This is a genomic window from Microbulbifer variabilis, assembly GCF_020524905.1.
In the GTDB taxonomy this organism is placed as follows: Bacteria; Pseudomonadota; Gammaproteobacteria; order Pseudomonadales; family Cellvibrionaceae; genus Microbulbifer; species Microbulbifer variabilis_A.
This window is the reverse complement of sequence record NZ_JAIVKI010000008.1, coordinates 152,770-165,736: the sequence shown is the minus strand read 5'-3', so window position 1 is coordinate 165,736 and position 12,967 is coordinate 152,770. Positions and strand designations below refer to the sequence as shown.

Genomic DNA, 12,967 nt, shown 5'->3' with positions numbered 1-12,967 from the left:
TCCGCACAATACAGAAATTGAGGAAACCGAGATGGAAGTTATTCTGCTCGATAAAGTAGGCAAACTGGGCAACGTGGGTGACCGCGTTGAAGTTAAAGCCGGTTTCGGCCGCAACTTCCTGGTGCCGACTGGTAAGGCGATTCCGGCTACCGCAGCCAATGTTGCCGAGTTCGAAGCCAAGCGCGCTGAACTGGAAGCTGCTGCTGCTGCCAAAATGGCAGAAGCTGAAAGCCGCGCTACCAAGCTGGCCGACCTGGTTGTAACCATCGCTGCCAACGCTGGCGACGAAGGCAAACTGTTCGGTTCTATTGGCACTCGCGATATCGCTGACGCAATCACTGCTGGCGGTGTTGAAGTAGCCAAGGCTGAAGTGAAGCTGCCGGAAGGCGCTCTGCGCGAAGTGGGCGAGTACGAAGTAGACGTACAGCTGCACTCCGACGTGACTGCTGTAGTTAAAGTCGTTATCGAAGCCGAGTAAGGTTTTGCCGACAAGCAGTTGGTGCCATAGGCGCCAGCCGCGCTACAATCGGGCGCTGTACCCTAATGGGTCAGCGCCTGTTTTGTTTCTGGTATCCAGTAAAGTCCCATGATCGACGAATACGCTACCCCCGAAGAAGATATCCACAGTGAAGAGAGCTCACCGCTGCCGCATTCGGTAGAGGCGGAGCAGTCTGTGCTGGGGGGCCTGATGCTGGACCCGGGTCGTATCGATGCGGTCGCCGAACAGCTGAGTGAAGAGGACTTCTTTACCGCCAGCCACCGCAAGATTTTCGCGGTAATGCGCGAACTGAGCGATGCTGAGCAACCGCTGGATATCGTTACTCTCGCCGAAGGCCTCGCCAGTCGCGACCTCCTCGGTGAAGTGGGCGGCCCCGCCTATCTGGCAGAGCTGGCCGAGAATACCCCCTCTGCGGCGAATATCGTCGCCTACGCCAAGATAGTGCGCGAGCGCTCCATGCTGCGCCAGCTGATCGCCGCCGCCGGTGAAATCAGCCGCACCAGTTTTAACCCCGGTGGTCTCGCCTCTGCAGATCTGTTGCAAATGGCCGAGCGCCGTGTGGCAGAGATTGCCGAGGGGCGCGCCAAAGAAGGCGGTTTCGTCGGTGTAGATACCCTTCTTAAGAAGACCGTCGAGCGTATCGACGAGCTGTTCAAGACCGAGGGTGATATCACCGGCCTCAGTACCGGCCTTACAGAGCTGGACCAGCGCACCTCTGGCTGGCAGCCGGGCGAACTGGTGATCCTCGCCGCGCGTCCCTCCATGGGCAAGACCGCGCTGGCGCTGAATTTTATTGAGAGTGCCATGCTCAGCCAGGAGCGCCCGACTCTGGTCTTCAGTATGGAGATGCCATCTGACAGCCTGGTGATGCGGATGCTGTCCTCCATCGGCCGTATTGACCAGGGCCGTATTCGGAATGGCAAGCTGCAGGAAGAGGATTGGCCCAAGCTCTCCAGCGCCGTACAGAAGATGAAAGGCAAGGCCCTCTATATTGACGACACCCCGGCGCTCAGCCCCAGCGAAGTGCGTGCGCGTACCAAGCGCACGGTGCGCGATCACATCAATAAGCTGATGCGAGAGAATCCCCGTATGAGCCGCGAGGATGCCGAAGCCAAGAGCCTGCCGGCGATGATTATGGTGGACTACCTGCAGCTGATGCAGGTGAAGGGCTCTACCGAGGGCCGCACCCAGGAAATCTCCGAGATTTCGCGCTCTCTCAAGGCGCTCGCGAAAGAGTACGACTGCCCGGTAATCGCCCTGTCACAGCTTAACCGCGGTGTGGAGCAGCGCCCCAACAAGCGGCCGATGAACTCGGACCTGCGGGAATCCGGGGCGATTGAGCAGGATGCAGATGTGATTCTGTTTATCTACCGCGATGAGTACTACAACGAGGACAGCCCGGATAAGGGCTTGGCCGAATTGATTATCGGCAAGCAGCGTAACGGTGAGATCGGTACTTGCCGCGCGGCATTTATCGGTAAATACACGCGCTTCGATAACCTGGCGCCGGAATACTATCAAGGCGAGTAGGCCACCCCGTCTCTGCTCCTAAATCCTGTGCCGGCAGGCGCGGCTTACCGAATTCAAGGAGGGCGACCTTGCTGTCAGAGCAACAGATCCGCGCACTGGTGCTGGAGCGCCAGTTTATCCACAACCCTTGGAGCGAGGGCTTGTCTGGCCTAATAGGACATCTCGGCGCTTTACAGCTGGATGCCATCCAGCGCATTACCCGCGCGCACCATCATCAGCTGTACAACCGCCTGTCCCGTTACCGTGAGTTTCACTTGGCAGAAGCGGAACAGCGCCGCGAAATTTTTGAATACTGGTCCCACGCCGCCGCTTATCTGTCTATGGATCACTATCCCTATGCACGGGTGCGTATGGATCGTATCCGCGCCGGACAGCGCCACTGGTTTGAGAAGAATGCCAAGCTGTGTCGCTATGTGTTGGACCGGGTACGGGCTGAGGGGCCCTTGCGGGCCAGTGACTTTGTACGGACGAAAAGTGGCTGGTGGGAGTGGTCCGATGAAAAGAAAGCACTGGAGCAGTTATTTCACGAGGGTGAGCTGATGGTCAGCCACCGCGAGGGTTTTCAAAAAGTCTTCGATCTCCCGGAGCGGGTACTGCCGGCAAATACCTCGACCAGTGCCGCTTCCGAACTGAGATACGGCAGCCATCTGGTTCGCACTTTTCTCGGCTGCCAGGGCATTGGTCGCGCGGAGGAAATCGCCTATCTGCGTCGCGAAGATAAGCCCCTGATTCAGCGGGCCATCGAAAATATGCTGGCAACCGGTGAGCTGACTCCACTGGGTAAGGAACTGATTTTGACAGAACAGCTGGAGCAGAGTCCGGCACGGCCAGCGCGCAGGGTACGGCTGTTATCGCCTTTCGATCCACTGATACTACAACGCAAGCGCCTGCGCCGCCTGTTTGGATTCGACTACCAGTTGGAGTGCTATGTCCCTGCGGCCAAACGCCGCTATGGCTACTTCTGCCTGCCGATTTTATACGGCGATCGCTTTGCGGGGCTGGTGGACCTGAAGGCGGATCGGGATGCGGGAGGCCTGCGAATCGAGGCTCTGCATTGGCTGGAAAAGCCCGGTGTCTCACTCGAGGCGAGCTTTCACCGGGCTTTGAGTCAGTTCGCCCGCTTTCACGGGCTGGAGTGTACGGCGGCGCTTACAGCTTGACCACCACATAGACTTCCTGGCCATCGCGTTGGGTCGGCATAAAGTAGTTGCCGCCATAGCGGTAATACTGGATGCCATTGATGATCTCAGCGGCATAGCCTACAGGTAGGGTTTCCACCACCTGGCCGGGCTGGAAGCCATTCGGACCTGGATCCGGTGTTGCGGGGACTGCTGCCGGTGCCGGAGCCGCGACGACAGGTGCTGGGGCCGCAACTACTGGCGCCGGAGCCGGGACGACCGCGACCGGTGCGGGAGGCGCTACCACCACATAAGTGCGGCTGGCGGGTATCCACTGGTAATAGGCATCTGCATATTGGTAGTAAGTCACACCACCTATCTGAACCGGCATTGCCCTGGCCGGAAGTGTCACGACGGAAGCGCCAAGCGGCGCACTGACTACTACATAACCCCGGGGACTGTGACGATAGAAGTACCCACCGTGGTAGTAATAGGGGCGTCCACCGACGGCAACCCGTACATGATTGGTGGGTAGCACTGGGGCAATGAAGCCGATAGATATACTACTACCACCATGGTAATGGCCGTGGCGATGGTGGTAGCGGTGGTCTCCGCTGCGCTCATAGCCACGGGCGTCCGCAGATGGACTAAAGGCAAATGCCGCCAGTGCGATGAAGGCACTGGCGCCAAGAACTAGATTCAGCTTATTCACGGTCTCTCCAGCGAAGTGATTGCTCACATCGACATACTAACCCTTAACCTGACAGCAATGACAGGTTAATTGGTTAAGAATTGTCAAAGTGCTGGAGAGCAAAGTGTGTCTCAGCGGTTGCGCTGGATAATCCCCATCAGCTTGTACATCAGCTGGGCCGCGGCGAAATCATAGGCGTGGAAGCCTTCAATCGGCGCGAATTCCAGCACATCGAAGCCGATAATCTGGCGCTGGCGCGCCACAGATTCAAACAGGTTGAGTGTCTGGTACCAACCCAGACCACCGGGTACTGGGGTGCCGGTGGAGGGGAAGACCGATGGGTCCATACCATCCACATCCAGGGTGAAGAAGACTTTCTTGGGGAAGTTTTCCGGTAGCTGGAATTCCTGCACGTTATTGGGCACCAGCTGGTGGGCATCCAGGTAGCCGACGTTGTAGTCCCTGCGCGCCTGCATTTCCTCTTCGCAATAAGCGCGAATACCCAGCTGGAATAGGGGCACACCGGCCTCTACCACCAGGCGCATCACGCTGGCGTGGCTGTGCTTGTGACCTTCATAGCGATCGCGCAGGTCGGCATGGGCGTCGATCTGCACCACGCCAAAGTCGGTTTCGCCGGCATCCAGTAGGCCTTTGATTATGCCCCAGGTCACCGAGTGCTCGCCGCCGATGCCCACCGGCATCTTACCCAATGCCAACACTTCTTTGGTGGCTGTGGCGATATTGTCCATGACCTGCTCTGCGGCACCGCTTACTTCGACCGGCGGGCGGGTGTAAATACCCAGCTCGGAGGGCGAGGAGAAGTTGTCGAAAGTCTCCAGCTGCCAGGAGGCCTCTAGGATGGAGGCCGGGCCCTTGCCAGTGCCGCCGCCGTAGGAGACGGTCTCCTCGTAGGGGATGGGGATAATATGGAAAAAAGCGTCCTCGGGCTTGGGTTGCTCGATTTCCGAGCCCAGGAAGATGGGGTAGTCGTTTTCTGGCTGCATCTGCATGTCCTCTGGCGGCGGGGCCTTAGTGCGGCCCACCGCATCAATATCATGTTGGGGCTATCAGGAGAGACGTTCCTTGAAGTCCTCGTAACCGAAGCTTTTGATCATCCTCAGGTCATCGGTTTCTGAGTTCCACAGGGCGATGGATGGGAGGGGAATGCCGTTGAAGGTGTTGGTTTTCACCATGGTGTAGTAGGCCATTTCCTCGAATACCAGGCGCTCTCCCACCCTGAGGGGGTTGTGGAAGCTGTACTCGCCGATACTGTCGCCGGCCAGGCAGCTCTGCCCGCCCAGGCGGTAGGTGTGGGGCAGCTCGCCGGGGCGCGCGGCGCCGGTGATCTCCGGGCGGTAGGGCATCTCCAGCACATCCGGCATATGGCAGGTGGCGGAGGCGTCCAGAATAGCCTGGTTCTGGCCGTTCCAGGCGGTGTCCACCACTTCTGTCACCAGGATACCGGCGAACAGGGAAATGGCCTCACCGGGCTCTAGATAGACCTGCACATCGTATTTTTCCGAGAAGTTGCGCACAGCGGCAATCAGCTCATCCACCTGGTAATCGCGCCGGGTAATGTGGTGACCGCCGCCGAAATTGATCCACTCCATCTGTGGAATCAGGTCACCAAACTTCTCTTCCACGGCGGCGATGGTGCGCTCCAGCGGTTTGAAGTCCTGCTCGCACAAGGTGTGGAAGTGCAATCCGCTGATGCCCTCCAGGGATTCACCTTCAAACAGCGAACGCACTATGCCCAGGCGCGAGCAGGGCGCACAGGGATCATAGAGGTCGGTGTGGCCCTCTGAGTGCTCGGGATTGATGCGCAGGCCGAAGCGCAGTTCGGGGCGCTGCTCCTGCATGTCCAGGCACAGTTCCCGGTAGCGATTCCACTGGGAGAAGGAGTTGAAGATTACATGGTGGGCGAACTGCAGTATTTCGCGCAGTTCTTCGTCTTTATAGCCAGCGCTAAAAGCGTGTACTTCCTTGCCCTCGCGACCGCCGTATTCTTCGAAGCCGAGCTTGGCCTCAAACAGGCCACTGGCGCAGGTACCCGATAGGTACTCAGCGACAATAGGTCCGGTGCTGAACATAGAAAACGCTTTAAGCGCCGCCAATACCTTGGCGCCACTGCGTTTCTGCACGTCGGCGAGTAGCGCAAGATTGTCGCGCAAGGCGATTTCATCGACCACGAAACAGGGGGAGGGTACGCGGTAGGGGTCAAAGTGTCCGAAGTAGTCTACGCGGGGAGTGAGATCCATGGGGAGCTTTCTATCCTGCTGCGCGGGATGGGCACCGGGGCCCATCCCGAGGGGGGTGGAAAAGTGCGGAATTACTGGAAGGGTTTATCCAGCCAGGTTTCCTGCCAGGGCAGGCCGTACTGGTTCAGATCGTCCATAAAGGGATCTGGGTCCATCTGCTCCATGTTCCATACGCCGGGCTTCATCCACTTGCCTTCCAGCATCATCTTGGCGCCGATCATCGCCGGTACACCGGTGGTGTAGGAAATAGCCTGGGATTGCACTTCTTGGTAGCAATCCTGGTGATCGCAGGTGTTGTAGACGTAATAGATCTTCTCTTCGCCGTCTTTGGTACCGCGGATAATGTTGCCGATACAGGTCTTGCCTTTGGTCAGCGGGCCCAGGCTGGCGGGGTCCGGCAGCAGTTCTTTAAGGAACTGGATGGGCACAATTTCCTGGCCTTGGAACTGCACCGGCTCAATGCTGGTCATGCCGACGTTTTGCAGGACTTCCAGGTGCTTCAGATAGCTCTCGCCAAAGGTCATCCAGAAACGCGCGCGCTCAATTTCCGGGAAGTGCTTGGACAGGGACTCCAGCTCTTCGTGGTACAGCAGGTAGATGTCTTTATCGCCAATGCCTTCGGGGAAGTTGAAGACGCGCTTCTCCTCCATCGGCTTGGTGGTTACCCACTGGCCATTTTCCCAGTAGCGACCGTTAGCGGTGATCTCGCGGATATTGATTTCCGGGTTGAAGTTGGTAGCGAACGGCAGGCCGTGGTCACCGGCATTACAGTCGAGAATATCCAGGGTGTGGATACGATCGAAGTGGTGCTTCTTGGCGTAAGCGGTAAATACGCTGGTCACGCCGGGATCGAAACCGCTGCCCAGTAGCGCCATCAGGCCCGCTTTCTCGAACTTTTCCTGGTAGGCCCACTGCCACTTGTACTCGAACTTGGCCTCTTCCGGCGGTTCGTAGTTGGCGGTGTCCAGGTAATGTACGCCGGTTTCCAGGCAGGCATCCATGATGTGCAGGTCCTGGTAGGGCAGGGCCACATTGATGACCATGTCCGGCTTCACTTTTTCGATCAGCTTGACCAGTTCGGGTACGTTGTCCGCATCTACTTCGGCGGTATCGATTTTGCGCGGCAACATTTCCGCGATCTTGTCGCACTTGCTCTTGGTGCGGCTGGCGAGGGTGATATTTTCAAACACTTCCTCTACCTGGGCGCACTTGTGTGCGACCACCTGGCCGACGCCGCCGGCGCCGATGATCAGTACGTTGGCCATAAAGATCTCCTTAGTCTGCGGCGTTAGCCGCCGCTATCTTCTCGAAGGCGCTGGCGCCTTATTTTTCAAACTTATTTTTCAAAGTAGGTGTAGCCGCTCATGCTGGCGGTGTAGGTGTGCAGTATCTGCTTGCGCTGAGCGGCGGTGATCAACCCCTGCTTCACGGCGCGCTCCGCCATGCGGCGGAAACGCTCGAACAGCGCCTTGGGTTGATATTCTACGTAACTCAGCACGTCGGAAATACTGTCACCGTGAATTTCGCGGCTGAAGTCGATACTACCGTCCTCCTGGATGCGAACGCTCACCACGTTGGTGTCGCCGAACAGGTTGTGCAGGTCTCCCAGGGTCTCCTGGTAGGCGCCCACCAGGAAGGTGCCGAGGATATAGTCTTCACCGTCTTTCAGCTCGTGCAGGGGCAGTGTTTTCTGCTCTTTCTCGCGGCCGATAAAGCGGTCGATCTTGCCGTCGCAGTCGCAGGTGATGTCGGCGATGATGGCCGAGCGGGTCGGCGCTTCATCCAGGCGATGGATCGGCAGCAGCGGAAATACCTGGTCGATGGCCCACATATCCGGGATCGACTGGAATACGCTGACATTGGCGTAGTAGATGTCCGATAGCACCTCTGGCAGAGCTTCAAGGTCCGCTGGTATTACTTCTGCTTCGTTGAGCAGTGCGCGAATTTCCTGGGCGCCCTGTAAGAAAAGGTTTTCGGCGTTGGCGCGCTCGCGCAGGCTCACTTGGCCGTGCAGGTACAGGGAGCGAACCTCGTCGCGATAGTAGAGGGCGTCGTTATAACTCTCCTGCAGATTTTTGGGGGTGATATTACTCACCGCGTCTTGCAGGTTGAGCAGCATCTGGTGGTCGCCGTCGCTGATTTTAGTGTGATCCAGCTCCACGGGCTCGAAGCGGGTGGTGTCGAGTACATCGAATAAGAGCACTGAGGAATAGGCCACGGTGGCGCGGCCGGATTCGGTGATAATGACCGGGTGAGCCACGCCCTCGCTGTCGAGGGTACCCATAATGGCCTCGACCACATCCACACAGTACTCGTCCAAGGAGTAATTCTTGGAGTGGGTGTAGTTGGTTTTAGTACCGTCGTAGTCCACCGCCAAGCCACCGCCCAGGTCCAGATAACCCATGGGTGCGCCTTCTTCTACCAGGTCGGCATAGTAGCGGCAGGCTTCCAGAACGCCTGTGCGGATATCGCGAATATTCGGCACCTGTGAACCCAGGTGGTAGTGCAGTAGCTTGAGGCAGTCGAGCATATTGTGACTGCGCAGCTGGTCGACCATGGCGATCAGGTCGTTACTGCCGAGACCAAAAATGCTGCGGTCGCCGCTGGTGGCGTTCCAGTAGCCGCCCACCTTGGAGGCGAGTTTTACCCGCGCGCCGATATTGGGGCGCACCTGCTCGCGTTCTGCGCAGCGGATGATGGTCTCTACCTCTGATGGGGTTTCCACTACGAAGAAGATCTGCACACCCAGGCGCTGCGCTTGCAGGCCGAGGTTGATAAATTCCTCGTCCTTATAGCCATTGCACACAATCAGGGATTCCGTGTTGTCCAGGATGGACAAAGCGGCGATCAGCTCAGCCTTGCTTCCGGCCTCCAGGCCGTGATTAAAGCGGTGCCCGGCGCTGGCGATCTCTTCGATCACCTGGCACTGCTGGTTCACCTTGATGGGGAAGACCCCGCGAAACACATTGCCGTAGCCGCAGCCTTCGATGGCGCGGGCAAAGGATTCATTAATGCGGGCAACTTGTGCATCGAGCAGGTTTTCGATACGCAATAGCAGCGGCATACCTAGGCCGCGCTCGGTAGCGCCGCGGGCGATCTCCATCAAAGAGACGCTGTGGGATTCCCCGTTGGGACCCTCAATCAGGACCGAGACTTCACCGTTTTCATTTAAATCGAAATAGCCGGCGCCCCAGTTGCGGATACCGTAAAGCTCGGCCGAATCGTCGCAGGTCCAGTTTTTTACTTGTTGCTGTTTCATGGCGCCTTTCCGTTGATCTGTGGCGGGCGCGAATCTTGGGCCCAGCAGTGCTGGAAAGCAATAACTATAGATAAAAAAACGCTATTTTTTCCCGGCTAAAAACTAAATATTTATTCGGTTTTCCCAGATTTTAGCGCTTTTTGCAATGTAGATTTTCAGTGCGGATTTAGGTGCGAATTAAAAAAGCGGTCCTAAGACCGCTGAAGCTAGGGGGGATGGAAGAGGGTCGGGTTAAAACAATCCGGGGTTGGGCACAACACGGTAGCCGCGTTGCAGGTTATCCCATAGGTAGTAGGTGTCGTAGGCTACGTAGTAGTTGTAGCCACCAAAAACCACCGTGAGCGCTGAGGCTGGCAAGCTGTGTACTATGGCACCGTGCGGCGGACGGGTTACCACATAGCCTTGGGAAGCTGGGCGGTAAAAAATTCCATCGCTGTAGTAGAAGCCGGCGGCACCTAGGCTGATATTGACAAAATTATGCGGCAGGTGGCGCCAGCGATATCCGTAACCGTAGTGCGCCGGACGCCAGTGTGGCCGATGTCCATGGTGGCCGCGGCGATAGTGAGGCCTGTGTGCCGCACGGTGTTCGTGCTTGTGCCCCTTACTGTGGCCGCGATTGTATCCATCGGCATAGCCATCTTTATAGGCGTGGCGAACTTCGCGGCGTTGTTTGCGCTCTTCTCTACGCTCTTCTCTACGTTGTTGTCTGTGGTGCTCTCTCTCATGTTCCCGATTGTGATGACCGTTGTGATGCTTGTCGTGGTGACGATCGTGATGTCTGTCGTGTCCACGCTCCATATGGCGTTGTTCGCGTTGGGCTCTACCCTGTCCGTGGTGATCCTGGTCCATTGCCCGCTGATGCTCCCGGTGCACTTCCGATAAGGCAGGGGTTGCTAGCAGCAGCAGGCCCGCAGTGGCGATGGCAGTAGTGAGTTGTCTCATGGCAGCGCTCCCGAGCACGAATGGCTCTTTCGATGTCATTAAAGTCTTTTGTGAATCTTGGCGGGCAGTTTGCCCTGGCGGGTCTGAACACTTCCTGAACTCTGTGCGGTAATCTGAATTGGGATAAAACGTGATGTGATGTGGTGTTGGATCTGACTGGCAATCCGGCTTATAAGACTTGAGCAGCGGGTTACAGCCTGCCGGAGTTGCCAAAGAAAAACCTGGGGATAGCGGCACTTTCACTATGTTGAGACGCCCCGTCTCAGCGAGTATGATGCCGCGCTGATTCATAGTGAGCCGCATAGAGATGCAAGTCTTTCACCACGTAGCCAGCCTGCGAGAGGCACTGGCCAAAGCCCGTGCAGACGGCAAGACCGTGGGCTTTGTGCCCACCATGGGCAATCTGCACGATGCCCATATCGAACTGGTTAAGTTGGCCCAACAGCACTGTGACCTGGTAGTGGTGTCTATCTTCGTCAACCGCCTTCAGTTCGGTTTGAATGAAGACTGGGACAAATACCCGCGCACTATGGAAGGGGATATGGCCAGGCTGCGTGAGGCCGAGTGCGATTTCCTATTCCATCCGGATGAGAATGAGATTTACCCTAACGGCATGGATCAACAGACCCGAGTGGTTTGCCCGGCTATGACCGATGTGCTCTGTGGCGCCAGCCGACCGGGTCACTTCGAAGGGGTTACCACAGTGGTATCCAAGCTGTTTAATATTGTGCAGCCGGACAAGGCCATCTTCGGTATCAAGGATTTCCAGCAGTTGGCGGTTATACGCCGTATGGTGGAAGATCTGTGTATCCCGGTGGAAATTGTCGCCGCGCCGGTACATCGCGAGAGCGATGGCTTGGCAATGAGTTCGCGCAACGGCTATATCACCACTGACGAGCGCCCCAAGGTGGCGGTACTCAACCAGTCGCTGAACTGGGTCAAAGATGAAATTGTGGCCGGTCGCCGGGACTTTGCCGAGCTGGAAGAGGAGGCACGTAAGCGCATCGAAGATACTGGCTTCCGCGTTGACTACTTTTCCATCTGCTACAGCAAGGATCTACAGCCGGCGGCTGATGACGATAAACAAATTACGATTCTGGGCGCGATGTTCACCAGCGCCGCCCGCTTGATCGACAATGTATCCCTGGAACTCTGAGGGGCATCCAACCATGCAAATTGAAATGTTGAAGTGCAAACTGCATATGGCAGCGGTGACCCAGGCCGAACTCTGGTATGACGGCTCCTGCGCGATTGACGAAGACCTTGTGGAGCTGGCCGGTCTGCGCGAGTTCGAAAAAATTGATATTTACAATGTGAGCAATGGCGAGCGTTTTCACACCTACGTGATCCTGGCTGAGCGCGGCTCCGGCATTATTTCCATGAACGGCGCCGCTGCCCGTCGTGTACAGGTCGGCGACCGTATTATTATCGCTTCCTATGCGCAGATGAATGAGGCCGAGGCCGATAGCCACAAGCCCAAGTTGGTCTACCTGGATGAAAATAACAAGGTGGAACGCAGCACCAATACCATTCCTGTGCAGCTCGCTGAAGCTTAAATTCCCCATGCTACAGGGCCTGCAGCCCTGTAGCACTCATTCCAATTTAATATCTATCTCTTGCGCCTGTGCGCCCAATGCAGCCCCCAAAATGTACTCTCAATGGATCACTGTTTAGAGAGTAATAACACTTCCTGCTGGAATCTTTTTTCCAGATAGGGCTCATCCAACGTGTAGTGCCATAGCCCTTTCTTTTGCCCCTTACTAAGAGCGATTTCCCCAACTCTTCCCGGGTTGTATTTAAGCGGTTGGAGAAGTTGGTATTCAGCTATGGGGTCCTCGTAGGCATTTTCTATAGAAATTATCTCCCAGCCTTCCTGCCTCAAGTGTTGCACCAGATCCCCGATGAAAAGAGCGGAAATATCCGTCTCGTGTAAAAGCAATATGTGTTTAGGCGAGCGACCGAGATGTTTGATTGCCATCTGGTCATAGTAGTTAATGCTCTTCATCAACACATCCACATACATTTCTGCAAGCTTTTGTAGGTTAACGGGTTTGTCTTCTTTTAAAGCTTTCTGAAATAGTTCCTCTATATACCAATCGTAATTATTCAGTGTTATGTAGGCATTTTGGTACTTATTTTCTTTTAGCAGATTTCTCATACCATTCCGTTTTTCGACAGTTTCTCCCTCACGCAGATAAGGAAAGCGAAAGTAGCGCTTAAAGTTGTCAAATTGCTGAAGTAATTGGTGTGCCTGTAAAAACTCATCCTGGTAAGTGGATAGCTCTGTTTCAAGGAAGTTTGGGTGGCTGTGAGTGTGGTTTCCAATAATATGCCCGGCTTTGTCGTAAAGACGCATCCTTTCCAGTCCTTCCTGGTCCAGAAATTGTGTGGTCGAAAAGAAAACTACTTGGCTAATATTATGTTTTTCCAGGTTCTCAATGAGTGTTTTGGCTCGGGTTGGCCCATCAAAATAACCATCGGCTTTGCGAGGGGCATCGTCAAAAGTAATTGCCAGTTGTTTGGCATTAAGCGCGGGGCTTATTATCAGGCAGATGATCAAAAGCAATATTGAAAGTCGCATTGTTTCTATCTCGAATAAGTATATTTATGGATTTCTCGATAAGTCTGGTGGACCTGTCCCATGATTCCGGCTTTCTGTCCTAATTTGTT

The 12,967-nt window shown here is 55.9% G+C and carries 12 protein-coding genes; 5 read left to right on the top strand and 7 right to left on the bottom strand.

The window, feature by feature from the left end; translation table 11 throughout:
* The first annotated feature begins 31 nt into the window (after positions 1-31).
* The 3 genes from rplI (at position 32) to LC073_RS11415 (ending at position 3,189) form a co-directional block, all read left to right on the top strand.
* Positions 32-478 (top strand): 50S ribosomal protein L9, encoded by a 447-nt coding sequence (gene rplI / locus LC073_RS11425; protein WP_226647119.1) that lies wholly within the window; start codon positions 32-34, stop codon positions 476-478.
* Positions 479-586: 108 nt separating this feature from the next.
* Entirely contained in the window at positions 587-2,029 is a 1,443-nt protein-coding gene (gene dnaB / locus LC073_RS11420) for a replicative DNA helicase (RefSeq protein ID WP_226647117.1), read from the top strand.
* A gap of 68 nt (positions 2,030-2,097) precedes the next feature.
* On the top strand, positions 2,098-3,189 hold the full coding sequence (locus tag LC073_RS11415; RefSeq protein ID WP_226647116.1) for a winged helix-turn-helix domain-containing protein: 1,092 nt from the start codon (positions 2,098-2,100) through the stop codon (positions 3,187-3,189).
* On the opposite strand, the gene LC073_RS11410 is transcribed toward LC073_RS11415, so the two are convergent.
* From LC073_RS11410 to LC073_RS11385, 6 genes are all read right to left on the bottom strand, one after another.
* Positions 3,179-3,859 (bottom strand): DUF6515 family protein, encoded by a 681-nt coding sequence (locus LC073_RS11410; RefSeq protein WP_226647114.1) that lies wholly within the window; start codon positions 3,857-3,859, stop codon positions 3,179-3,181. The two genes, LC073_RS11415 and LC073_RS11410, sit on opposite strands and share 11 nt — an antisense overlap.
* A 110-nt stretch (positions 3,860-3,969) precedes the next feature.
* Positions 3,970-4,842 carry an agmatinase gene (gene speB / locus LC073_RS11405; RefSeq protein ID WP_226647112.1) on the bottom strand — a complete coding sequence of 291 codons (873 nt, stop codon included), beginning with the start codon at positions 4,840-4,842 and terminating at the stop codon, positions 3,970-3,972.
* Positions 4,843-4,905: 63 nt separating this feature from the next.
* The gene (gene nspC, locus LC073_RS11400; RefSeq protein WP_226647109.1) at positions 4,906-6,096 is read right to left on the bottom strand and encodes a carboxynorspermidine decarboxylase; all 1,191 of its coding nucleotides are present in this window, start codon (positions 6,094-6,096) and stop codon (positions 4,906-4,908) included.
* Between the two features lie 71 nt (positions 6,097-6,167).
* Complete coding sequence (locus LC073_RS11395; RefSeq protein ID WP_226647107.1) at positions 6,168-7,361, bottom strand: saccharopine dehydrogenase family protein; 1,194 nt, start codon at positions 7,359-7,361, stop codon at positions 6,168-6,170.
* Positions 7,362-7,432: 71 nt separating this feature from the next.
* Complete coding sequence (gene speA, locus LC073_RS11390) at positions 7,433-9,355, bottom strand: biosynthetic arginine decarboxylase (protein ID WP_226647105.1); 1,923 nt, start codon at positions 9,353-9,355, stop codon at positions 7,433-7,435.
* Between the two features lie 231 nt (positions 9,356-9,586).
* Positions 9,587-10,297 (bottom strand): DUF6515 family protein, encoded by a 711-nt coding sequence (locus LC073_RS11385; RefSeq protein WP_226647103.1) that lies wholly within the window; start codon positions 10,295-10,297, stop codon positions 9,587-9,589.
* Positions 10,298-10,604: 307 nt separating this feature from the next.
* Here LC073_RS11385 and panC point away from each other — a divergent pair, with 307 nt between their 5' ends.
* The gene (gene panC, locus LC073_RS11380; RefSeq protein WP_226647101.1) at positions 10,605-11,453 is read left to right on the top strand and encodes a pantoate--beta-alanine ligase; all 849 of its coding nucleotides are present in this window, start codon (positions 10,605-10,607) and stop codon (positions 11,451-11,453) included.
* A 13-nt stretch (positions 11,454-11,466) separates the two neighbouring features.
* A complete protein-coding gene (panD, locus tag LC073_RS11375; protein ID WP_226647099.1) occupies positions 11,467-11,853 on the top strand; it encodes an aspartate 1-decarboxylase in 387 nt (128 codons plus the stop codon).
* A 107-nt stretch (positions 11,854-11,960) separates the two neighbouring features.
* Here the strand turns inward: panD and LC073_RS11370 are convergent, their stop codons facing one another.
* Positions 11,961-12,878 carry a polysaccharide deacetylase family protein gene (locus LC073_RS11370; RefSeq protein WP_226647098.1) on the bottom strand — a complete coding sequence of 306 codons (918 nt, stop codon included), beginning with the start codon at positions 12,876-12,878 and terminating at the stop codon, positions 11,961-11,963.
* Between the last annotated feature and the right edge of the window lie 89 nt (positions 12,879-12,967).

What these genes read in the sequence shown, in the direction of transcription:
- nspC (WP_226647109.1), bottom strand. Translation starts at nt 6,096, where the DNA reads ATGGATCTCACTCCCCGCGTAGACTACTTCGGACACTTTGACCCCTAC.
- speB (WP_226647112.1), bottom strand. Translation starts at nt 4,842, where the DNA reads ATGCAGCCAGAAAACGACTACCCCATCTTCCTGGGCTCGGAAATCGAG.
- speA (WP_226647105.1), bottom strand. Translation starts at nt 9,355, where the DNA reads ATGAAACAGCAACAAGTAAAAAACTGGACCTGCGACGATTCGGCCGAG.
- panD (WP_226647099.1), top strand. Translation starts at nt 11,467, where the DNA reads ATGCAAATTGAAATGTTGAAGTGCAAACTGCATATGGCAGCGGTGACC.
- panC (WP_226647101.1), top strand. Translation starts at nt 10,605, where the DNA reads ATGCAAGTCTTTCACCACGTAGCCAGCCTGCGAGAGGCACTGGCCAAA.
- rplI (WP_226647119.1), top strand. Translation starts at nt 32, where the DNA reads ATGGAAGTTATTCTGCTCGATAAAGTAGGCAAACTGGGCAACGTGGGT.
- LC073_RS11370 (WP_226647098.1), bottom strand. Translation starts at nt 12,878, where the DNA reads ATGCGACTTTCAATATTGCTTTTGATCATCTGCCTGATAATAAGCCCC.
- dnaB (WP_226647117.1), top strand. Translation starts at nt 587, where the DNA reads ATGATCGACGAATACGCTACCCCCGAAGAAGATATCCACAGTGAAGAG.
- LC073_RS11385 (WP_226647103.1), bottom strand. Translation starts at nt 10,297, where the DNA reads ATGAGACAACTCACTACTGCCATCGCCACTGCGGGCCTGCTGCTGCTA.
- LC073_RS11395 (WP_226647107.1), bottom strand. Translation starts at nt 7,361, where the DNA reads ATGGCCAACGTACTGATCATCGGCGCCGGCGGCGTCGGCCAGGTGGTC.